This window comes from Rhodovulum sp. ES.010, assembly GCF_900142935.1.
GTDB lineage: Bacteria > Pseudomonadota > Alphaproteobacteria > Rhodobacterales > Rhodobacteraceae > Rhodovulum.
The window spans coordinates 66405-87985 of sequence record NZ_FSRS01000001.1; the positions used below are offsets into that span (position 1 = coordinate 66405).

The 21581-nt window shown below is 66.9% G+C and carries 21 protein-coding genes and 3 pseudogenes; 11 read left to right on the forward strand and 13 right to left on the reverse strand.

What is annotated here, in order from left to right; translation table 11 throughout:
• Positions 1–240: 240 nt before the first annotated feature.
• From BUR28_RS19170 to BUR28_RS00385, 3 genes are all read right to left on the reverse strand, one after another.
• A complete protein-coding gene (locus BUR28_RS19170; RefSeq protein WP_139307452.1) occupies positions 241–675 on the reverse strand; it encodes a hypothetical protein in 435 nt (144 codons plus the stop codon).
• The gene (locus BUR28_RS00380; protein WP_074218300.1) at positions 675–1022 is read right to left on the reverse strand and encodes a plasmid mobilization protein; all 348 of its coding nucleotides are present in this window, start codon (positions 1020–1022) and stop codon (positions 675–677) included. The genes BUR28_RS19170 and BUR28_RS00380 overlap by 1 nt, the downstream gene beginning before the upstream one ends.
• 472 nt (positions 1023–1494) lie before the next feature.
• Positions 1495–1929, reverse strand: coding sequence for a LexA family protein (locus BUR28_RS00385; RefSeq protein WP_074218301.1), 435 nt, complete (start codon positions 1927–1929; stop codon positions 1495–1497).
• A gap of 302 nt (positions 1930–2231) precedes the next feature.
• Between BUR28_RS00385 and BUR28_RS00390 the strand changes: the two genes are divergently transcribed.
• Both BUR28_RS00390 and BUR28_RS00395 read left to right on the forward strand, forming a co-directional pair.
• Positions 2232–2474 carry a type II toxin-antitoxin system Phd/YefM family antitoxin gene (locus BUR28_RS00390; protein ID WP_074218302.1) on the forward strand — a complete coding sequence of 81 codons (243 nt, stop codon included), beginning with the start codon at positions 2232–2234 and terminating at the stop codon, positions 2472–2474.
• Positions 2464–2883 carry a hypothetical protein gene (locus tag BUR28_RS00395; protein WP_074218303.1) on the forward strand — a complete coding sequence of 140 codons (420 nt, stop codon included), beginning with the start codon at positions 2464–2466 and terminating at the stop codon, positions 2881–2883. Before BUR28_RS00390 ends, BUR28_RS00395 begins: the two co-directional genes overlap by 11 nt.
• Before the next feature lie 240 nt (positions 2884–3123).
• Here BUR28_RS00395 and BUR28_RS00400 read toward each other — a convergent pair whose 3' ends face one another.
• From BUR28_RS00400 to BUR28_RS00425, 7 genes and pseudogenes are all read right to left on the reverse strand, one after another.
• On the reverse strand, positions 3124–6174 hold the full coding sequence (locus tag BUR28_RS00400) for an efflux RND transporter permease subunit (RefSeq protein WP_074218304.1): 3051 nt from the start codon (positions 6172–6174) through the stop codon (positions 3124–3126).
• Positions 6175–6179: 5 nt separating this feature from the next.
• Positions 6180–7265, reverse strand: a complete 1086-nt coding sequence (locus BUR28_RS00405) for an efflux RND transporter periplasmic adaptor subunit (RefSeq protein ID WP_074218305.1) — start codon at positions 7263–7265, stop codon at positions 6180–6182.
• Positions 7262–7435, reverse strand: a complete 174-nt coding sequence (locus BUR28_RS19760; protein WP_175566857.1) for a TetR-like C-terminal domain-containing protein — start codon at positions 7433–7435, stop codon at positions 7262–7264. Before BUR28_RS19760 ends, BUR28_RS00405 begins: the two co-directional genes overlap by 4 nt.
• A complete protein-coding gene (locus tag BUR28_RS18830) occupies positions 7432–8034 on the reverse strand; it encodes a TetR/AcrR family transcriptional regulator (protein WP_139307453.1) in 603 nt (200 codons plus the stop codon). The genes BUR28_RS19760 and BUR28_RS18830 overlap by 4 nt, the downstream gene beginning before the upstream one ends.
• 327 nt (positions 8035–8361) lie before the next feature.
• Positions 8362–8943 (reverse strand): annotated as a pseudogene (locus tag BUR28_RS00415) (IS5 family transposase); the annotation flags it as partial.
• 13 nt (positions 8944–8956) lie between these two features.
• Positions 8957–9889: pseudogene (locus tag BUR28_RS00420) on the reverse strand (IS110 family transposase).
• Between the two features lie 209 nt (positions 9890–10098).
• Positions 10099–10452, reverse strand: a pseudogene (locus tag BUR28_RS00425) (transposase); the annotation flags it as partial.
• Positions 10453–10502: 50 nt separating this feature from the next.
• On the opposite strand from BUR28_RS00425, the gene BUR28_RS00430 reads away from it, so the two are divergent.
• The 6 genes from BUR28_RS00430 to BUR28_RS00455 all read left to right on the forward strand — a co-directional run bounded on the left by BUR28_RS00430 (position 10503) and on the right by BUR28_RS00455 (position 16269).
• Complete coding sequence (locus BUR28_RS00430) at positions 10503–10763, forward strand: SDR family NAD(P)-dependent oxidoreductase (RefSeq protein ID WP_254813666.1); 261 nt, start codon at positions 10503–10505, stop codon at positions 10761–10763.
• Between the two features lie 197 nt (positions 10764–10960).
• Positions 10961–12280 carry a glycine cleavage T C-terminal barrel domain-containing protein gene (locus tag BUR28_RS00435; RefSeq protein WP_074218308.1) on the forward strand — a complete coding sequence of 440 codons (1320 nt, stop codon included), beginning with the start codon at positions 10961–10963 and terminating at the stop codon, positions 12278–12280.
• A 3-nt stretch (positions 12281–12283) separates the two neighbouring features.
• Positions 12284–13180: a methylenetetrahydrofolate reductase gene (locus BUR28_RS00440; RefSeq protein ID WP_074218309.1), complete on the forward strand. Its 897-nt coding sequence runs from the start codon at positions 12284–12286 to the stop codon at positions 13178–13180.
• 194 nt (positions 13181–13374) lie between these two features.
• Positions 13375–14379: a DctP family TRAP transporter solute-binding subunit gene (locus BUR28_RS00445; RefSeq protein ID WP_074218310.1), complete on the forward strand. Its 1005-nt coding sequence runs from the start codon at positions 13375–13377 to the stop codon at positions 14377–14379.
• Between the two features lie 71 nt (positions 14380–14450).
• Complete coding sequence (locus BUR28_RS00450) at positions 14451–14942, forward strand: TRAP transporter small permease (protein WP_074218311.1); 492 nt, start codon at positions 14451–14453, stop codon at positions 14940–14942.
• On the forward strand, positions 14935–16269 hold the full coding sequence (locus BUR28_RS00455; RefSeq protein ID WP_074218312.1) for a TRAP transporter large permease: 1335 nt from the start codon (positions 14935–14937) through the stop codon (positions 16267–16269). The genes BUR28_RS00450 and BUR28_RS00455 overlap by 8 nt, the downstream gene beginning before the upstream one ends.
• A gap of 166 nt (positions 16270–16435) precedes the next feature.
• Here BUR28_RS00455 and BUR28_RS00460 read toward each other — a convergent pair whose 3' ends face one another.
• Entirely contained in the window at positions 16436–18292 is a 1857-nt protein-coding gene (locus BUR28_RS00460) for a methyl-accepting chemotaxis protein (protein ID WP_074218313.1), read from the reverse strand.
• A gap of 181 nt (positions 18293–18473) precedes the next feature.
• Here BUR28_RS00460 and BUR28_RS00465 point away from each other — a divergent pair, with 181 nt between their 5' ends.
• Positions 18474–19082: a CDP-alcohol phosphatidyltransferase family protein gene (locus BUR28_RS00465; protein WP_074218314.1), complete on the forward strand. Its 609-nt coding sequence runs from the start codon at positions 18474–18476 to the stop codon at positions 19080–19082.
• Positions 19083–19160: 78 nt separating this feature from the next.
• Here the strand turns inward: BUR28_RS00465 and hisH are convergent, their stop codons facing one another.
• Positions 19161–19799, reverse strand: a complete 639-nt coding sequence (gene hisH, locus BUR28_RS00470) for an imidazole glycerol phosphate synthase subunit HisH (RefSeq protein ID WP_074218315.1) — start codon at positions 19797–19799, stop codon at positions 19161–19163.
• A 4-nt stretch (positions 19800–19803) separates the two neighbouring features.
• A complete protein-coding gene (gene hisB / locus BUR28_RS00475) occupies positions 19804–20391 on the reverse strand; it encodes an imidazoleglycerol-phosphate dehydratase HisB (RefSeq protein ID WP_074218316.1) in 588 nt (195 codons plus the stop codon).
• Between the two features lie 505 nt (positions 20392–20896).
• On the opposite strand from hisB, the gene BUR28_RS00480 reads away from it, so the two are divergent.
• A complete protein-coding gene (locus tag BUR28_RS00480; protein ID WP_074218317.1) occupies positions 20897–21286 on the forward strand; it encodes a DUF805 domain-containing protein in 390 nt (129 codons plus the stop codon).
• A gap of 51 nt (positions 21287–21337) precedes the next feature.
• Complete coding sequence (locus BUR28_RS00485) at positions 21338–21577, forward strand: Lrp/AsnC ligand binding domain-containing protein (protein WP_074218318.1); 240 nt, start codon at positions 21338–21340, stop codon at positions 21575–21577.
• The last annotated feature ends 4 nt before the right edge of the window (positions 21578–21581 follow it).

A 21581-nucleotide genomic window follows, 5' to 3' on the forward strand; every position in this document is an offset into this window, starting at 1 on the left:
GCGCAGGGAGAGCGTCCCCGCCTGCCGGCAGACAAGGCTGCGGGTGTCATGGCCGGTGGTTTCGATCTCGACCCTTATCGGGCTGCCGACCGCCTCCAGCGCGGCGTTCAGCCCGGGCAGGTCCGTCGGCCGCCGCGCGAAGGCCGCGTTCAGGTCCCGGGCCAGACGCGGGGCATGGACATGCTCGGCCAGGCGCCGCTTGGGCACATGCCCCGACAGGCGGACGTCGCGACCGCGGCTTTAATGCGGTTCTTCAAGGCCCAGCCGCCGGGCCAGCCTCCGGTGTGTCGCATCTGTATGGGCGGGGCTTGTGTTGGGGCAGAGGGGAAAGCCGAGGATGGTGCAGAGCGCAGCAAAGCCATGGGCGTGATCGCAGGCCGCATCGGTGTGGCGCACGAGGAGCCAGGGCGTCATGTCCGGCGGCAACCCGTGTCGAGCGAGCACTGATCGGAATACGGCCAGCCATTGGGGCCGGGAGAGCCAGAGCCCCTCCGGCGCCGACAGGGTGACGTGGACGAAACCCGCGCGACCGGGTTCGGCATAGCGCTGGAAAAACCGGCGCGCCCGGGTCGGGCTGGACACGGGCACCGTGCCGCCCAGCAGCTCATGGCCGGGCCGCATGTCGTAGCTCTTCAGGCGTTCGGCCGTCTGGTGGAATTGCAGATGGGGGCGCATCAGCCCCGCTCCGATCCCGCCGGCAGATGGGCCAGAAACATCTGTTCGGCGGCATCCAGCAACCGCTCGATCCGGTCCCGGGGGATCGGGCTGTCCGTGGCCTGGGCGAGGTGCAGAAGCGCGTTCAGAAGCTCGCCGATCCGGGCGATCTCGCGGGCGAGCCGCATGTCGTGCGACACCTGCGCGGACAACAGGCGCGTGCGGATGAACTCCGCAAGCTGGGCGTAACCGTGTTCCTGCGCCCGGCGCTGCAACTCTGCCTCCTCCGCGGGCGTGGTGCGGAACTTGATCACCCTGGAACGCTTGGTGGTGTTCGAGGCTGCGAACGGTTCGGTCATGGTGCGCATGGTCAGGTCTCCTTGTTTTAGCCGGGCGGACTTCGCCCGGGGGTGCATGGAGAACCTATGACACCACCCCGAAAATCCCGATCCGGGTGGGGTAGAGAAGCGGCAGGGATGTGCAGATTTCTGTGGAAAACCCAGCCGGTTCTCGCGGAGACGGCGCGCAGGATCGGTCATGTCGGCCGCGGCCGGCGGCGCATGTTCGGGCGTTTCCGGGAAAATGCGGACCGGCCGGGCGTGCGAGGAAATGTCGTTCAATAACGCCACCGGGCCCGCGTATTAGGTACTTACGCGGGAGCGGCTGGCCCGTACGGCACCGCCGCGTTGCCTGGCGGTGCCCGCAACGATCCAGGGGACGGCAGGCATGGCTATCGCGCTCAGGTCGAACGCGAGCATCGCGCCTCCCCGTTGCGGCCAGGACGCCTCCGCTCCGCGCTCACGTAGAAGTTCGCGCTGTCCGAGATCGCGACCGCGCGGGTCATTCGATCGGGTAGCGCCGCACCACGCCGGAGATGACGCCCCAGATCTCGCTTTCCTCGGTGAGCGGGATGTCCGGATAAGCTTCCCGGCTGTTCGCCGGGGCCAGGTAGAACCGTCCCTCCCGTTTGCGCAGGATCTTGGCGGTCACGGCGCCCTCGACGACGGCCAGGACCGCCCTGCCGATTCGCCGCTTCCCGGCCCGGTCCACGGCGATCAGGTCCCCGTCCCGGATCCCCGCGTCCCACAGGCAGTCGGCCTCCACCCGCCACCAGAAGGTGGAGGTCGGGTGACGCACGATCCACGCGATCGGATCGATCTCATCCTCGAGGTCATCGGCCGCGGGAGAGGGAAAGCCCGCGCTTGCGCGCGGTAGCGCGAGCCGCTGAGACGGGCTTGGGATGCGAACGGGTTTGTCGATCGGGTAAATCGGCATGGGGCTTGTGGTCACGGTATGTTCTTTCGGGAGCACTAGCAGATCCGACGGTAAATCCAAGTGGCCAAAGGCATGAAGCGATGTGCTTTGCGTGGTGGGCGGCGTTCTGCCTGTCGAAAGCCTCGCTCGCGGGCTCGGAGCTGCTCAGCTCCGAAAAGAGGCGCGGCAAGTCCTGTGCTGGCGGCGTTTCTGGCGGGTGCGATCCGTAACGCGTCCTGTATGAAGCTCAGCGAGTTCGCCCTTGCAGAATATTAAGAAAATACGTATATTCTGCCTAACGCAGAAGACCATGGTGATCCACGATGAAACAGTTTGCGGCGGGCGACCTCACCCGTAACACGGGCGATCTCTTCGAGGCCGCAACCCTCGCCCCCGTCGCAATCACGAAGCATCGCAAAGCGCGGTTCGTGATCATGTCGATGGAACGGTTCGAGGCGCTCACATCCGGGCGCGGGTCGCAGGTCGCGGTGGATGTTGCCGATATGCCGGAGGACCTGGGCACGCTCCTGGACGAGGGCCTCGAGGATCACTTCCGTGGTCGCTGATTTCCCGGCTGCGGGTCAGGTCTTCGACTATCACTACCTCTGGAAATGGCAGGCGGATCGCGGTGAGACGGAAGGCCGCAAGAAGCGACCGAGTTGCGTCGTCATCGTAGTCACGAACGCGGCCGGGCATCACGTCATGTTCATCGCGCCGATCACCAGCAAAGCGCCGGATGCGGGCCGGGTCGCCTTGGAAGTTCCAGAAACCGAGGCACGGCGTGCAAACCTCGACACCCATCTGCCGCTTTGGGTGATCGTAGACGAGTTGAACGCCGATATCCTCGAGACCTCCTATACGCTTGAAGAGCGCGCAGCCCGCGGATCGTTTAGCCCGGCCTTTACCGACGCGATCCTGCGCGGTGTTCAGCGCCTGCGTGCGGGTGGCAGACTGAACCTGTCGAACCGTTCATAGATTTGGCCGTCTCCGCAGGGGGCGGACTTGTGAATAGGCGCCGAAACTTGACCCAACTGGGTGGGCAACCAAGCCATTGAAGCTTTCAGCGCCGTGGCCGGGGTCAACACCTGCGCAGATCATGATCCCACCTGATCGCCAGAAGATGTCATGATTGCAGAGTGTTGGCCCCCAAGAAGGGAGGGTCATGTGTCCATGCCGATCCACACCGGACCACCCAACGGGGGCACGCCACCGCCCTCAGGCGGCTTCGCGTGCCTCCCGATCGGCTTTCGGAAACATCAGCGAATAGAAGACCGGTGCCGCGATCAGCGTCAGGACCGAGGCGAACCCGAGCCCGCCCATGATCGTCACCGCCATCGACGCGAAGAACGCATCCCACAGAAGCGGGATCATCCCGAGGATCGTCGTCACCGCCGCCAGCACGACCGGCCTTAGCCGCGAAGTGGAGGCGCGCACGATGGCCTCACGGAAGGCGACACCTCCGGCGCGGGTGAGGTCGATCTCCTCTACCAGCACGATGCCGTTCTTGATCAGCATCCCCGACAGCGACAGCAGACCCAAGAGCGCTGTGAAGCTGAACGGCAGCCCGGTGCCCAGAAGGCCGATCGCCACGCCGTTCACCGCCATCGGCACGAGCAGCCACACGATCAGCGGCTGGCGCAGCCGCCCGAAGAGCAGGATCGAGATCACCACCATGATGATGAGCGACAGGGGAAGCTGCTTGCCGAGGCTTTCCTGCGCCTCGGTTGAGCTTTCGTATTCGCCGCCCCATTCCATCGTATAGCCGTCCGGCAACTCCATCGCCTCGATATCGGCGCGGAGAGTGTTGAACACGGCCGAGGCGTTCATCCCGGCAGGGATCCCGGCTTCGACCGTGATCGTAGATACCCGGTCGCGGCGCTGGATGAGCGTGTCCTCGATGCCGAAATCGAAGCCGTTGATGATCTGCTCCACGGGAATGAAGGTCTGCGCGGCATCGGAATAGACGACCTGGTCGATCAGGTGCGCCGCACCCGGTTGGGTCGCGCCTGGCATGCGCACGAGGATCGGAATCAGCCGGTCGTTCTCGCGATAGACACCGGCGCGTGCGCCGTCCGTTGCGGTCAAAAGCGCGGTGGCGAGATCCTCGCGGGCGACGCCGGCCGTCTTCGCGCGCTCATCGGCGTAATCGGGCTTCAGGACAAGCTCGCGCTCGCGCCAATCGGTACGCAGGTCCTGCACGTTGCTCGTCGCTGCCTGCATCCGGTCCGCCGCTTCCTTCGCAAGCCCGCGCAGCACATCCGCGTCCGAGCCTGAAAAGCGCACCGCGATCGGTGAGCCGCCGCCCGGACCGAAGGCCAGCCGCTCGGTGCGGAACTCGCCTTCGGGCAGATGCGACTGGCCGAAGCTCTCGAGATCGTCGCGGAGGGGCGGGATGTCCTCGAGCGTCTCGGTGCGGATCACCAGATGCCCGTAGGTCGGCAGCGATTCCTCGGGCGAGTAGGTCAGCATGAAGCGCGTCGCGCCGCGGCCCACGAAAGTCGCGACCGAGACGATCTCGTCTCGCTCCGAAAGCCAGTTTTCCACCAGCGCCATGTCCTCGGCCGTGGCGTTGATGCTAGCCCCTTGGGGCAGCTTGTAATGGACGTAGAAGATCGGCGTGTTGCTGTCGGGGAAGAACTGCTGTTTCACTTGGCCTAAGCCCCAGTAGCAGACTACCGTCAGGGCGAGCAGCGCCGCGATCACGAGCCAGCGAACCCGCAGCGCGCCGCGTAGGATCGCGCCGTAGGCCCGGAAGACCGGCCCGCCATAGGCATCGCCTGCCTCGCCCGACCCTTGGCGGAAGACGTAATGCGCCAGAAGCGGCGTCACGGTGATTGCGAGCACCCAAGACAGGAGAAGGGAAATGCCGATCACGGCAAAGAGCGAGAACAGGAACTCGCCCGTCGCATCGGGCGAAAGCCCGATCCCGGCGAAGGCCATGATGCCGATCACGGTCGCACCAAGCAGGGGGAGCTGGGTCTTGCCCGCGACGTCCTCGGCTGCCTCGCGCGAGGATTTGCCCTGGTCCATGTCACCCTGCATCCCCTCGGCGACGACGATGGCGTTGTCCACCAGCATCCCCATTGCGATGATGAGCGCGCCGAGCGAGATCCGCTGCATCTGCAGATCGCCAAGCGCCATGAAGAAGAGCGTACCGACCACGGTCAGAAGCAAGGTCGAGCCCACGACCACGGCCGATCGCCAACCCATGAAGAGTGCGAGGACCAGCACCACGATGCCGACGGACATGGCGAGGTTGATCAGGAAACTCGTCGAGGCCTCGTCGACCACAACGTGCTGCTGATAGATTGAGTGCAGCTCCACGCCCAAAGGGATGTCCGGCTGCAAGGCGTCGAGTTGGGCGTCGACCGCACGGCCCACATCGACGATGTTCTCGCCCTGCCGTCCCGAGACGCCCAGCGTGAAGGCCTCTTCCCCGTCAAAACGGATGATCGTCGACGGATCGGCGACGCGCTCGCGGTAGACGCGCGCGAAATCGGTGATCTCGATCACGTCGCCCTGAACGCCGATCGTCAGGCCGCGGATGTCATCTACCGTGCCCGAGCCTTCGGGCGCATCGATGCGGATTTCCTGGCCCCACTGGCTGACGGAGCCCGCATCCGAGACTGCGTTCGAGTTGGAGATCGCTTGCGCGATCGCGCCGGGCGAGATCCCGAGATTCTTGATGAGCGCCTTGTCCGGCTCCACGAAGATACGCTCTTCGGGAAGCCCCGCAAGCGCGACATCGGCAACACCTTCGACGGACAGAAGCTCGCGCCTGAGATATTCCCCGAGCTCGTGTATCTCGGCATCGGAAAAGCCGGGCGCGGTCACCGCGTAGAAGATGCCGTAGACGTCGCCGAAGCTGTCGTTGACCTGGCTCGGTCCCGCGCCCGAGGGCAGCTGGTTCTGGGCGTCCGAGACCTCCTTGCGCAGCTTGTCCCAGATCTGCGGCAACTCGGTGCCGTCATAGGTCGACTGGATATGCACCGTGATACGGCTCGTACCGGGCTTGTTGGAGGAGGTGATGTAGTCGATCTCGGACATCTGCTGGATCGCCGATTCCAGGGGTTCGCTGACTTCTGTCGCGACCTGTTCGGCCGATGCACCGGGATATTGGGTTAAGACCACGGCCGACTTGATGGTGAAGGCCGGATCCTCGAGCCGGCCCATCGTGGCAAAGCCCCAGAGGCCGCCCAGCAGGCAGCCGATCATCAGCATCCAGGTCAGAAGAGAGCGGTCGATGGCTTCGCGTGCGATGGACATGTATCTCACCTCCCGACAGAGGTGAAGCGGCGGACGGTCTGGCCGTCTTCGATCATCGACGCGCCGGCGACCACGATCTCGGTGCCGGGCTCGGGGCCTTCGGTCATCACGATCGTGCCGTCATCGGCGATCTCGATTGCGATTGGGACCTGCCGGACCTGACCGCGATTTTCGTCCTCCTCAGAAGGCTCGAAAACCATGACGGTCGGGGTTCGGTCGGGCGTGTAGACGAGCGCGGTCTCGGGGATCGAGATCTGGCTCTGATCGCCCATCGCGGCCCGTGCTCTCACAGTCACCGAGGAGCCGGGCAGGACGTAATCGCCGGGATCCTCGGTGAAGGCGAGCGTGGTGCGATAGGTCTGGCCGACCTCGGCAGTCTCAGCCTCGAATTCGCGCGGGGCGAGCGTGAAGCGCTGATCGCGGCCGGGCAGGGTTGCCGTGAATTCCACGTCGGAGTGGTCCTGCGTGCGGCGGAACAGAATCTCCGGCACGTCGATATTCACGCGGATCTCCGACATGTCCGAGACGCGCAGCACCGCCTGACCGGCCGAGACGGTGGAAAAGAGCCCTGTCACGCGGCGCACGACCAGCGCGTCATAAGGCGCTTCGAGCGTGGCCTCATCGAGACGCTCCTGTGCGTTCTCTAGCTCGATCCGTGCGAGATCGCGCTGGGTGCGCGCATCCTCGATCTGCACCTCGGAGACTGTCGCACTCGAAAGGTTCTCGAGGCGCTGCAGGTCGCGCTCGGCCTTGTTGAGCTGCACCTCGGCCTGCCGGACGCTGCGCTCGAACGGGTCGAGGTCGAGCTCGGCCAAGAGCGTTCCGGAGGGGTAGTTCGTGCCTTCGGTGACCGAAAGCTCGGCGATCTTTCCGCCGACCTGGAAGGCGAGATCTACCGTTTCCTTTGCCGCAACCCGGCCGAAGAATTCGCGTTCGAGCGCCACATCGCCCGCGGTCAAGGTCATCATCTTGGCGGGCCGGACCGCGGGCGGCTCGGCACCCGTCTCATCGGATTGCGCCAGGGCAAGGCCGGGGGCGAGGATCAAGGCGAAAACAAAAAGGGCAGGGCGGGCAGAAAAATACTGGGTCATGCGGATGTCCGTTCGTGAGCGCCGGCCATCTCGGGCCAGGCGCGAAAAACAAGGGTCGTGAAAGCCCAAGCCATCGCGTCGGGCGGCATTGGGTCGGTCGAGGCGATCCAGTGGCGCACGACGGAGACGAAGGCACCGGTGTAGAAGCGCTCCGCGATGCGGCGCATCATCGGATCGGAAGAACAGGATTCTCGGGTGTTGCGCCGATCAGCTCTTCGACGAGCTCGGCGAACCGGTCTTCCAGGGCGAGCCCCGGCACGCCGTCGAGAAGCGCGCGAAGTTGCGGATCGTCCCGCGGCAGGTCGCGAAAGACGCGCTCGAACTTCCGGCGGAGCATCTCTTGCAGGCCCGCCGCGTCCGCAGGCGCGCGTCTGACCTCGGCGTTGCGGCGCTCGACTTCGGCCAGAAACCCGTCGAGATAGGTCCCGAGCATGGCAGGAAGCCCGACGAAATGACCGTAGAAGGTCTGCCGCGTGATGCCGGCGCGCCGCGAAAGCTCCTCCCCAGAGATCTCGGCGAGCGGCTTCTCTGAAAGCAGCGCACGCGGGGCGGCTTCGGGCCGCAGGCGGGTGCGGTGACGTCTGGGATCCATAGGCCCTGATTTCAACTCTTTTACACACGTCAATAAAGCTGCCGCGCGACGCGCTGCACAGGCGCTTTGCGCGGGGCCAGATCGGGTTCGGGATGGTCGAGAAAGCTCTCTGGAACACGTCGGAATTCGCTGCTCTACCCGCACGGGGTTCGACAGCACCCCATTGGTTTCGGCCATAACGCGATCTCACCCGACATTCCCGGAGTGGCCTGCCGCTTAACGGAAAGATCGCCGGACGAAGGCGGGCGGTCAAGCATTTCGCCGCGCCGGTCCGCTCTTCGACCTCCGCTGCCATGATCCGCTCAGCCGCGAAGGCCAGCATCTCGCGGACGAGGTCGCCATCAGCCTGCTTCTCAACCAGCTCGATCAGCGTCATTCTATCGTCGGTTAGTCGTCCAAGAGCGGCATCAAACCGCGACAGGACCATTGTGTCCATGGTCCATCTCGAGCGGCTTTGTTGCGCAAAGAGCGTGAAGCCCGGACCTCCCCTTTCCCCAGACGCACTTACCCCATGGGCTCTGTGACTGGTATGCCGAGCGCGGTGTAGCCGTTCAGGACGGCGGCGCGGACCTGGAGTTCGGCGACCTGACGATCGAAGTCGCACGCCATGAGGCTCTGCCCCAGCAGCTTCACGCAATGCATCTTCGTCTCGACCCGGCTTCGGCGGTGGTATCCGCTCCACTTTCGCCAGATGGCGCGGCCGAGGTATTTCGATGCGCGCAGCGCCTCGTTCCGGGCGATCGCGCCGGCCGTCGAGGGCTTCCAAGGCTTGGCGTTCTTGCGTGGCGGTATGACAGCATCGGCGCCGCGGTCGGCGACGGCGTCGTGGCACCTGCGCGTGTCATAAGCTCCGTCTGCCGTGACTGAGCCGATCTCCACATCAGCGGGGATCTGGTCGAGAAGCTCGGGCAGCATGGGCGCGTCACCGATGTGGCTTCCGGTGACCTCGATGGCGCGGATCTCCAGCGTCTGTTCATCGACGCCGATGTGGATCTTGCGCCACAGACGGCGTTTCGCGCCGCCATGCTTGCGGGCGTGCCACTCGCCTTCGCCCTCCGCCTTGATGCCGGTGCTGTCGATCAGAAGTTATCCGTGTAGGTCAAGGAGCGATTTCGGCCCATTTCCGGTCGTCGCGGATCAGGGTGTTTGCGAGGACAATCAGCTTTCGCATCACGGCCGTGATCGCGACTTTTGCGGGCTTTCCTGCATCGCAGAGCGTCTCGTAGGTTTTGCCGAGCTGGCGGTTGTGGCGTATTGCGACGAGCGCGGGAAGGTAGAGCATGGTGCGCAAGGCGCCTCGTCCGCCGCCGATCTTGGAGCGCCCCTTCCATTTGCCGGACTCTCGCGTGATCGGAGCAAGGCCTGCGAGGCTGGCGGCCTCCTTGCCCGACATCGCGCCAAGCTCGGGCATCTCGACGATCATCGCGACGGCGGCTACCGGACCGATGCCCGGCACGGACATCAGGATTTCATAGCGCCGGGCGAGGCACGGATCAGCGGCGACAAGGCGCCGCAATTCCGTGTCGATCTGATCGATCTGTTTTTCGACCTGGCGAAGGCGGGCGCGCAGCTGCGCCAGAACCACCTTGTTGCGGGCACCATGAAGCCGGTTGCGACAGGCTATTCGATCCTTGACCAGTCCACGGCGAGCGACGTGCAGCTCTCTGATTTCATGCATGCTTTCTGAGTGAGACGGCTTGGCATCAAGCTCAAGCACTGCGCCCATGCGCGCAAGCATGGCTGCATCGACGCGGTCGGTCTTGGCGCCCTGGCTGATCGCCTGGGCGAACTTGCGGGCCCGGTTCGGGTTTACCTTGACCAGGCCGTGCCCGGCCGCATCCAGCATGCCTTCCAGATCGCGATGGTAGCGGCCGGTTGCCTCATAGACCACCCGAACCGACCTTCTGCCAATCTAGCGTCGGAGGCTCCCGAGCCCCGCCTTGTCGTTGTCGAATTGCCGGTGCGTCCCGTCCGACAGACGGTGAACGTCGACCGTATCTTTGGAAATGTCGATACCGATGGTATCCTGCATCGCCTTTCGTCTCCTGTCCTTGTCATGCGGGGCCGGTCAACACCGCCCCATGTATCCGTTCAGGCCATTCGAAAGGCGGGGGCGATCATACTTCTGACCGGTTCCGAGAAACCTTCAGCGTTTCGACCCGACCCCCGCCGCTCTCCGGCATGTATGAGGTGCCGGAGAGCGGCTCCCGTATCGCACGAGAGCCGGGTAGATTCTTAAGACAAGGTCAGCGGGCCCTGCGAGCCCCGGTAGGGAATACTCACGGCCAGGGATTTCTGGCGCCGGCTCAGCGTGCTGAAATCCGGCACCGCCCAGTCGAGGCCGACCAGCCGTAGAAGGCTTTCGACGAACCCCGTCGTCTGCCGGAGGGCCATGCCGAAGAGGACTTTCATCGTCAGGCACGTCTGGATCGCGGCATCGCTATACTGTGGCTGCCGGCCTCGCTTGCCGGTCGGCCGCGGCACCCAGACAATGTCCGGATCGAACCAGATCGTCAGGGAGCCGCGCTGCTTCAGCGCTTCGTTGTAGGCCGGCCGGTTCCTGGTCTTGTAGCTCGGCGGGATGGGGCTGCTCATGCAGGCCAGCTACCACGCTGGATTCACAAGATGAATCCCTCGCTCGACCTTTGCGCAACAAAGCCCCAGCAGGCCACAACATCCGCGTCAACGCGCTTTGCCCCGGCTTCATCGACACGCCGTTCGACGCCGGCTTCGAAGCGCAGATGGGCGGCCGTGCCGGGCGGGAGGGCTATATCCGCGACAGCATCCCGATGGGCCGGTTCGGCACCGTGGACGAGATCGCCGAGGCGATCCTCTACCTCGCCCCGGACCGCTCGGCCTACATGACAGGCCACGCGCTGGTCATCGACGGCGGCGAGAGCATCTGAGCGGCCCGGCGCCCGAAGGCCTTGCCGACAGGGGGGCCGCAGGACGGAGGCCGTGCCCCTGCGCAACGACGGCCCGCGTTCCGAGGCGCGGCCATTCGGCAACGGCGCGGCGGTCCGGGCGGTCTCGGGCCGCCGTGCCTTGCGAACCTGCGGTCGCGACAGGCATCCTTGTCCCGAGTCGATTTGGGAGGATCGCCATGACAACCGTGCAACGCGTGCATCCCAACGTGCCGGATGTCGACCAGTCCGACCGTCTGGTCCCGCGCAACCTGCGCCAGTCCGGCCCGACCCCGGTGCAGATGCTGATCTCGACCCGGGTGCGCAAGTCGCCCTTCTGGCACCTGTCGGTCGAGGCGGGCTGCTGGCGGGCGACGGTCTACAACCGGATGTACCACCCCCGCGGCTACGTGAAGCCCGAGGACGGCGGCGCGATGGCCGAATACGACGCGCTGGTCAACCGGGTGACGCTGTGGAACGTGGCGGTGGAGCGGCAGATCCGGGTGCGCGGCCCCGCGGCGGAAGCCTTCGTCAACCGGGTCATCACCCGCGACGCCACCAAGATCGAGCCGATGCGCGGCAAGTACGCGATCCTGTGCAACGAGAAGGGCGGCATCGTGAACGACCCGGTCCTGCTGCGGCTTGCGCGGGACGAGTTCTGGTTCTCGGCCTCCGACAGCGATCTGCTGCTGTGGCTGCAGGGCGTGAATGTCGGGCTGGGCTTCGATGTCGATATCGCAGAACTCGACGTGGCGCCGCTGCAGGTCCAGGGCCCCTGGTCGGAGGAGTTCATGACCGACCTGTTCGGCGAGACGATCCGCGAGATGCCCTATTACGGGTTGATGGAGGCCGAGCTGGCCGGCTGCCCGGTGGTGGTCAGCCAGACCGGGTTCTCGGGCGAGAAGGGCTACGAGATCTACGTGCGCGATTCCTCGCTGAATGCCGAGGCGGTCTGGTATGCGTTGCGGGGGCAGGGGGCGCGCTACGGGCTTCGGGTGATCGCGCCGGCCCATCACCGGCGGATCGCGGCCGGCATCCTGTCCTGGGGGCAGGACATGGATGTCGAGACCTCGCCCTTCCAGGTGAACCTCGGCTACCAGGTCCCGCGCAACAAGCAGGCGGACTATATCGGCCGGGCCGCGCTGGAGGCGCAGCGCGAGGCCATCGACGCGGGCCGCGCGCCGTTCAAACTGCGGCTGGTCGGGCTGGCCATGGGCGGGCTGCCGATCACCGATTACGCGCCGGATTTCTGGCTGATCGAGACGCCGGATGGCGACCGGGTTGGCTATGTCACCTCGCCCTGGTGGTCGCCGGAACTGGGCCGCAACATCGCGCTGGGCTTCGTGCCTTGGGAGAGCGGCGCGCTTGGCACGCGGTTCCGCGTGGCGTTGCCCGAAGCCTATACCGAGCTGTCGGGCCAAAGCGTCGACGCGGAGGTCGTCGAGGTGCCGTTCCGCCCGTCGAAGAACCCCAGCGCGCGGGAACGGGCCCGGGCGGCGGGCCGCGACTGGGCGCCCTGAGCCATGGAGGCGGCCCCGGTTTCCCAGCCGACCGACGCGCTGCTGCAGCGGCTGTTCGAGGCGGGCGGCGCGGTCCCGCTCAGCTTCGAGCTGTTCCCGCCCCGTACGGAAGAGCGGCGCCGCGCCCTGCACGAGACCGTCGACCGGCTGGCCCCGGTGGCCGATGACGGGTTCTCGGTGACGATGGGCGCGGGCGGCACCACCCGCACCGGCACCCATGACACCGCCGTCGAGGTGGCGCAGCGCAGCGGCCGCGCGGTCACCGCGCATGTGACCGCGCTGGGCCTGACCGAGGCGCAGGTGCTGGACGCGGCCGAAGGCCTTTGGGCGGCCGGCATCGCGCGCATCCTCGCCCTGCGCGGCGACCGGCCGCGCACCACGGCCGGGCCGATGCCGCCGGGCTTTGCCCATGCCGCCGAGCTGGTGGCCGCGCTGGCCGCGCGCCATCCGTTCGAGATCGCCGTGGCCGCCTATCCCGAGAAGCACCCCGAGGCCGGCACGATGTCCGAGGATATCGACCACCTCAAGGAAAAGCTCGACGCCGGGGCGCGCCGCGCCTATTGCCAGTTCGTGCTGGACCCGGCCGCCTATGGCCGGTTCCTCGACACCTGCGCGCGCCACGGCATCGACGCGCCGATCATCCCCGGCCTGATGCCGCTGGAAGGCTGGACCAGGCTGCGTGGCTTCGCGCGGGCCAACGCCGCCCGCGTCCCCGACTGGCTGGACCGGCTGTTCGCCCAGGGCGAGGAGACGCCCGAGCTGATGCCTTATCTCGCCGCGGCCGCGACCGCCGAACAGGCCCGCCGCCTGATCGCCTACGGCGCGCCGGCGCTTCATGTCTATTGCATGAACCGCTGGCCGCTGCCCCTGGCCCTCGCCCGCCTGCTGGGCCATCGGTGACGGCGGCGCCCGGCCGCGCGACGCCGATGCCGCGCGCACCGCCCCCGGGGCGGTCTGCGCAGTCGCGTCGCAGCGACGACCCCCCGCCGTATCTTGTGTTGCCGGGCCGCATCTGGTCTTGATGCCGCGCCGGCGGCCCGCGGCGGCCGCCATGACATGCCTCTCGGGGCGAACGGACAGAACGGAGGAGTTCCATGAACGCTGCAACACTGGGCAGGGGCGCCGTCGCCGCCCTGGTGGCGGGGGCGATGATGCTCGGCGCGGCCTCGGCCGAAACGCTGCGCCTGTCGCACAATGTCGGCGACACGACCACCTGGCAACAGGGCGCCGAGAAGTTCAACGAGCTGATCTCGGAGGCCACGGACGGCGAGATCGACGTGCGCGTCTTTCCCAACGCCCAGCTTGCCGGCGGCGACCAGATGAAGCAGGCCGAGATGATCGGCCGCGGCGCGCTGGACCTGGTGCTGACCTCGGCGATCAACGTCACGCCGCTGGTGCCCGAGATGGCGGTGTTCTCGCTGCCCTATCTCTATTCCTCCTACGACGAGGTCGACGCGACGACCCAGGGCGAACCGGGCCGGATGATGGCCGACATCCTGCTGGACAAGGGCATCGTCGTGCTGGCCTGGGGCGAGAACGGCTTTCGCGAGGTCACCAACAACGTTCGCCCGATCACCGCGCCCGAGGACATGAAGGGCCTGAACATGCGCGTGGCGGGGCCGATGTATATCGACGTGATGAACGCGCTGGGCGCCAACCCGCAGCAGATGCAATGGTCGGAAACCCTGACCGCGCTGCAGCAGGGCGTCGTCGACGGGCAGGAAAACCCGATCGGCGCGGTCATCATCCCGCAGCAGGTCTACGAGATGCAGAAATACATCACGACCTGGCACTATTCCTACGATCCGATCTTCCTCGGCATCTCCAAGGCCAAGTGGGACAGCTATGATGCCGAAACGCAGGACAAGCTGCGCACCGCCGCGCAAGAGGCCATGGCATACCAGCGGCAGATCACGCGCGAGGGCACCGCGAACGGCATCGACTTCCTGACCGAGAAGGGGATGGAGGTCTACGAGCCCACGGCGGAGGAGCTTCAGGCCTTCCGCGACGCGACCAAGCCCGCCTTCGACGAATGGGCGGCCAAGGTCGGCCCCGAGATCGTCGCGGCGTTCCAGTCCGCCATCGAGGCGGCGGAGTAACGCCCGCCATCGAACAGGCCCGCGCGCCGCGCGCGGGCCTGTTTCTTCCGCGCCACAGCGAGGCCCTCCCCATGCGTTTCCTTCTGGACGAGGCCGAAAAGATCGTCTGCGCCGTGCTGTTCCTGGGCATGACGGCCATCGGGTTCACCAACGTGGTGGTGCGCTACGGCACCGACTATTCGCTGGCGGCCACCGAGGAGTTGCTGACCAACGGGTTCCTGTTGCTCACCGTTTTCGGCGCCGCAATCGCCGCGCGCCGGGGCGAGCACCTGTCGGTCACGCTGGTCCACGACCTGCTGCCGCGGGCCTTTCGCAAGCCGCTCTTCGTGCTGGCCACGGCGCTGTCGGTGCTTCTGCTGGCGCTGTCGGCGTGGTTTTCCTGGGTGACGCTGACCAACCAGCTTTCCAGCGGCATCCGCTCCTACGCGCTGGGGCTGCCGGCCTGGTACTACCAGGCGGCGGTGCCCTTCGGTTTCGCGCTGATCCTGATCCGCCATCTCCAGAACGCGCGCGACGTGCTGCGCGCCGCGGACAGCCCGCCGCAGGATGCGCGCCATGTCTGACCTGATCCCAGGCCTCGGCGCCGGCACCGAGATGGTGATCCTGTTCTTCGTGCTGATGGCGTGCCGGGTGCCGGTGGCCTTCTCGCTGGGCCTCTCGGCGATCTATGCGATGTGGCAGATCGGCTTCGGCCTCGACCTCGCCGGCGACCTGATCGCCGCGAGCGTCACCAGGTTCTCGCTGTTGGCCATCCCGTTCTTCATCCTCGCCGGCACGCTGATGGGCACGCTGGGCATCGCGGAACGGATGATCCGGTTCTTCCGGGTGCTGGTCGGGGCGATGCCGGGGGGCATGGGGGTGGTGGGCACCGTCGTCTGCCTGTTCTGGGGCGCGGTCAGCGGCTCGGGCCCGGCCTCGGTCGCGGCGATCGGCCCGATGATCGTCAAGGGCATGGAGGAGGACGGCTATGCCCGCGCCTATGCCGCGGGGCTGGTCTGCACCGGAGCGGCGCTCTCCATCGTCATCCCGCCCTCGATCGGGCTGGTGATCTATGGCGTGATCGCGGAAACCTCGATCTCGCAATTGTTCATCGCGGCGATCCTGCCGGGGCTGTTCATGGGGCTGACGATGCTGGCGACCCTGCCCTTTGCGCGGCGCGGCGGGCCGGCGACCGGCAGCCCGGCGCTGGAGGCGTTGAACCCCGCGCCCCATGCCGGCCTGCCTTACGGCCGGCGGCTGTGGCGGGCCTTCCGCGAGGCGTTCTGGGGGCTGGTCACGCCGCTGGTGATCCTTGGCGGCATCTATTCGGGCATCTTCACGCCCACCGAGGCGGCCCTGGTCGCCACCGTCTATGCGCTGGGCGTGGGGGCCTTCGCCTACCGCACGCTGACGCTGCGAGGCCTCTACGAGGCGCTGGCCGACGCGGCGGCCTCCTCGGCGGTGGTGATGCTGGTGGTGGCCTATGCCGGGCTGTTCGGCTGGGTGGTCACGGTCGAAGACCTGGTCGGCACCTATTCCGAGGCGCTTCTGGGGCTCGGCGGCGACGACTGGGTGATTTTGCTGGTCATCATGCTGGTGCTGCTGGTCGCGGGCATGTTCATGGACGCGATCACGGTGATGTTCATCTCGCTGCCGATCTTCCTGCCGGTGATGCGCGAGATGGGCTGGGACCCGGTCTGGTTCGGCGTCGTGGTGATGGTGAACCTCGCCATCGGCCTGTTCACGCCGCCGGTGGGCATCAACCTCTACGTCGCGGCGAACGTGACCCGCCTGTCGATCGAACGCGTCGCGCGCGGGGCGGCGCCGTTCCTCCTGGCGAGCCTGCTGGGCCTTGGCGTGATCGCGGCGCTGCCGGCGCTTTCGCTCGCGCTGGTCGAGGTGTTGCGCTAGCCCGCGGCGCGCCGACGGCGCCGGGCCTCGCGGCCTTCGCGGGCGCCGACCGGTCGGCGGCCGGAGACCGCCATTTACATGCGCCTGTCCTTGCGGGAGGAGGTGCCGGGGCGGACGCCGGCCCCGGCCGGGGGGACGGGCGCGGCACCGCGCCCGCCCGGGCCGGTCAGAAATCCTGCCAGCCGGCGTCGTTCACCGCGCGCGGGCGGCTCTCGGCGGGCCGCGCCGCCGCGGAGGCCATTTGCGGGACGGCCTGAAGCGGGGTCGCGGTAAGCTGCGTGGTGCCCCCGTCCTTCAGCCGGAACCGTGCGACGAGGCCCTGGAGGGTTTCGGCCTCGTGGCGGAGGGTGGCCGAGGCGGCGGTGGCCTCTTCGACCATGGCGGCGTTCTGCTGGGTGACCTGGTCGAGCTGGGTGACGCCCACGTTGATCTCGCCCAGGCCCACCGACTGCTCCTGGGCGCCGGTCGCGATCTCGGAGACGAGGTCGGCGATGTTGCCCACGCGCCCGACGATGTCCGACAGCGCCTCGCCCGCGCGGTTGACCAGCGCGACGCCGGATTCCACCTGACCCGAACTCGCCGAGATCAGCTCCTTGATCTCGCGCGCCGCTTCCGACGAGCGCTGCGCCAGCGCGCGCACCTCGGAGGCGACCACGGCGAAGCCGCGGCCCGCCTCGCCCGCCCGCGCCGCCTCGACGCCCGCGTTGAGCGCCAGGAGGTTGGTCTGGAACGCGATGTCGTCGATCACGCCGATGATCTGGCTGATCTCGTCGGAGGAGCGCTTGATCTCGCCCATCGCGTCGACGGCGTCGGAGACGACGCGGCCCGAGGCCTCGGCATCGCCGCGGGCGGACCGCACGACGCCCTCGACCTCGGCCGCGCCCTCGGCCGCCGAGCGCACCGAGCCGGTGAGTTCGTCCAGCGCGGCGGCGGTTTCCTCCAGCGTCGCGGCCTGGGTCTCGGTCCGGTGCGAGAGATCGTCCGACGCCCCGGCAATCTCCTCCGCCCGGCCGCGGATCTCGGTCGCGTTCTCGACCACGTCGGCCATGAGGCTGTTCAAGGTGTCGATGGTGCTGTTGAAATCGTGGCGCAGCCCTTCGTACTCGGCGGTGAAGGGGGCATCGATCGCGCGGGTGAGATCGCCTTGCGAGAGGTTCTGCAACGCCACGCCCAGTTCCTTCACGACGCGTTCCTGCTCGGCCCGATCGGCCTCCCGCGCCTCGGCCAGCTTGTCGGATTCGGCGAGCTTGTCGCGGAAGTCCGCGAGATTGCGCCCGAGCGCGCCGATCTCGTCCCGGCGCTCGGCCACTTCGATCTTCGTGCCGTAGCGCTTGTGGGCCACATCGTTCATGGCGGCCACGATGGCGCCGATCGGGCCCGTCACGCTGCGCACCAGGAGGGTGGAGATGACGGCGAGCAACACGATCCCGAGCGCAAGCGATATGATGGCGGCATTGCGCAATTCGGCCAGGTCGGCCCGGATATCGGAGACGTAGGCGCCGGTGCCGATCATCCAGCCCCAGGGTTCGAATTCCTGGACGAAGCTGACCTTGCGTTCCGGTGTGGACTCGCCCGGCTTCTGGAAGAAGTAGTCCACCCGGCCCGCGCCGTCGGCCCGAACGACCCGTCGCATTTCCGCGAACAGCCTCAGCCCCTTGACGTCTTCGTAGGACGACTTGTTCGTGCCGATCCATTGCGGCTGCGTCGGATGGGCCGTCACCACGAGGTCGTGATCGAAGGCGAAGACATAGCCCGACCCGCCATAGCGCAGCGTGTGAAGGTGCGCGCGCCCCATCTCCTGCGCGGTGGCGCGGTCGATCTCTCCGGCCTCGACCTGCGCCTCGAGATCGGCGAGCAGGCTGATCGCCAGGTCGGTGACCCCGCGCAATTCGGTTTCGCGCATGCGGTAGGCGTTGTCCACGGCCCGTGACAGCAGGACCACGGTCAGCAGGGCCGAGAAGACAAGCGCAAGCGCCACGATGGCGTAGATGCGCGTGGGAATCCGATACAGGAAAGCGGGCATTGTGACATCCGACTGAGGAACGTTAGGTGCCAGAATGTCGGAAACGGGTGCTAACGAATCGTTTCGGTCACCGCCGGGAGGGTGTGTTTTGGGGCAGTTATTGCCTTCAATTCTAGGCTTCTGGCGCAGGCGTGATGGCCGGACAGGGGAACGGCGAGGGGGCAGAGGGGCGAGACGAGCCATGCTTGACGGTATGATGCGCAGGGTGATCGACCCGCCGCTGGACCGGATCGGCCGCAGGCTGGCCGGATACGGCGTGACGGCGGACGCGGTGACGCTGGCGGGGCTGGGCCTGGGGGTGCTCGCGGCCGTGCTGATCGCGCTGGGATGGCCGGGGCCGGCGCTGGTGCCGCTGTTGGCGAGCCGGCTGGCCGACGGGCTGGACGGGGCCGTGGCGCGGGCCAGCCGCAAGACCGATTTCGGCGGCTATCTCGATGTCATCAGCGACTTTTTATTCTATGGTGCCGTGCCGTTGGGGTTCGTGGTGATGGATCCCGCGAATGGCACCGCGGGCGCGTTCCTGCTGCTGAGCTTCTATTTCAACGGGGCGACCTTCCTGGGTTTCGCGATCCTGGCCGAGCGGCGCAAGATGGAGACTTCCGCGCGCGGGACCAAGTCGCTCTACTTCACCGGCGGCCTTCTGGAAGGCACGGAAACCATTGCGTTTTTCGTGGCGCTCTGCCTGCTGCCCGGCTGGTTCGCGCCGCTGGCCTGGGGGTTCGGGGCATTGTGTTTCGTCACCGCCGCCAGCCGGGTGCTGCTGGCGCGGAAGGTGTTTCCGCCGGAGTGACGGGGGCCGTTTCCGCGATCGGAATTCCATCGGAATTCCATCGGACTTTCATCGGACAAAGGGTCCGATGCGCGCCGCTCAGGGCGCCCAGGCCAGGAAATTCGCGATCAGGCGCAGGCCCGTGGCCTGGCTTTTTTCCGGGTGGAACTGGGTGCCGACCATGGTGCCCCGCCCGACGATGGCGGTGACCGGCCCGCCGTAATCGACATGGGCCAGCAGATGCGCGGGGTCGGCGACCCGGAACTGGTAGGAATGGACGAAATAGGCGTGGTCGCCGGTTTCGATCCCGTCCAGCACCGGGTGGGCGGCGTCGATCACCAGGTCGTTCCAGCCCATGTGGGGCACCTTGAGGCCGGGCTCGCCGGGGGCGATGCGCACGACCTCGCCGCCGATCCAGTCGAAGCCGGCGGTTTCCTCGTATTCCCGCCCGCGCGTGGCCAGCATCTGCATCCCGATGCAGATGCCGAGGAAGGGCCGGGCGTTCGTCACCACGGCCTCCTCGATCGCCTCGAACAGGCCGCGATGGTCGAAGAGTTCGCGCCGGCAGGCGGGGAACGCCCCGTCGCCGGGCAGCACCACCCGGTCGGCGCGGCGCACCGTTTCGGGGTCGGAGGTCACGATGACCAGCCCGGCATCCTGTTCGCGCGCCACCCGCTCGAACGCCTTCTGGGCCGAGTGCAGGTTGCCCGACTCGTAATCGACGATCGTCGTCAGCATGGCCCTACAGCGCCCCCTTGGTGGACGGGATCGCGTCGGATTTGCGCGGGTCGGTCTCGACCGCCTCGCGCAAGGCACGGGCGACGGATTTGAACGCGGCCTCGGCGATGTGGTGGCTGTTGAGCCCGTGCAGGGCGTCCACATGCAGCGTGATCCCCGCGTGCGTGGACAGCGCCTGGAAGAATTCGCGCACCAGTTCGGTGTCGAACCCGCCGATCTTCGCGGTGGGGAAATCGACGTTCCACACCAGGTAGGGCCGCCCCGACAGGTCGAGCGCGCAGCGCACCAGCGCATCGTCCATCGGCAACAGGCAGGCGCCGTAGCGGCGGATGCCGCGCTTGTCGCCCAGGGCCTGCGCCAAGGCCTGACCGAGCGCGATGCCCACGTCCTCCACCGAATGGTGGTCGTCGATATGGGTGTCGCCCGCGCAGCGGATTTTCATGTCGATCAGCGCGTGGCGCGCGAGCTGGTCCAGCATGTGGTCGAAGAACCCCACGCCGGTCGCCATGTCATAGGCGCCGCTGCCGTCGAGGTCGATCTCGACCGCGATATCTGTTTCCGCCGTCTTGCGGGTGATGCTTGCTTGCCGCATCGGGGCCTCCGCCTTGGTGTCGCGCCGCTTATAGGGGGGGGCCGCGTCATATCCAAGGACCTTCGACAGAAAGCAGTTTCGAGGTGGCGTTCGGGAAAAGCCGGATTCGCGAGGGTCTGACGGCGTTCGTAGACCGGCCGTTTTTCGCCGGTTGCCGTTTGTCGTGACCGGGCCAGCCGCCCGCCCGCACATTGCTGATACAAGAAGGACCATATGATCGGTTCAGGACCCGGGATTAGGGCGCCTGATTTCGCTTTGAAAGGATGATATAAGATGCCAAGGGCGTTTGCCCTCGTCGTGTTGTGCCCTGCGCGTACGGGATGCGTGACATCGGATTACGAGACCGAAGGCGAACGCCTGGATCGCGAGGCGCAGGACCCGGGCCGGAGCATCGACACCACGGGGCCTGACGCTCTGGGATGAGCGACGTTCGCCATGGCCTCCGTCGCGGCGGGGAGGCCTGGCGGTCATGATATCCGCCGAAACACGGCAAGGGGGGGCTGCCATGTTGCATGCTGTCAGGACGGTTCTATCGAAATATGCCACCTTTTCGGGCCGCGCGGCGCGGCCGGAATACTGGTGGTGGGTGCTGTTCTTCGTGCTGGTGCTGTTCGTCACGCAGCTGATCGACGCGGCGCTGCTCGTGCCGCTTCTGGGGCTGGAGGCGGTGGGGGAGAGCGGCCCGCCGCGGCCCCTGTCGGTCCTGGTCAGCCTCGGGCTGATCCTGCCGAACATCGCGGTGGGGGTGCGGCGGCTGCACGATCTCGACCGGACCGGCTGGTGGCTGCTGATCGGGTTGATCCCGATCCTCGGCACGCTGGTGCTGATCTATTTCTTCGTCCAGCGGGGCAGCGAGGGGACCAACCGCTTCGGTCCGCCGCCCGTTGCCGCTTGAAGCGGCGCGCCGCTCTGGTAACGTCGCGCGGCATTCGGCCGAGGAGAAGAGATGAGCACCTGCGTCTTCGTGCAACTGCGCTGCCGTCCGGGCAAGACCTACGAGGTGGCCGAGGAAATCGTGCTGCGCGAGCTCCATTCCGAGCTGTATTCCACCAGCGGCGAGTTCGACCTGCTGCTGAAGCTCTACATCCCGAAGGACGAGGATATCGGCAAGTTCATCAACGACCGGCTGCTGGATGTTCCCGGCATTGAGCGGTCGCTGACCACGCTGACCTTCAACGCGTTCTGAGGGG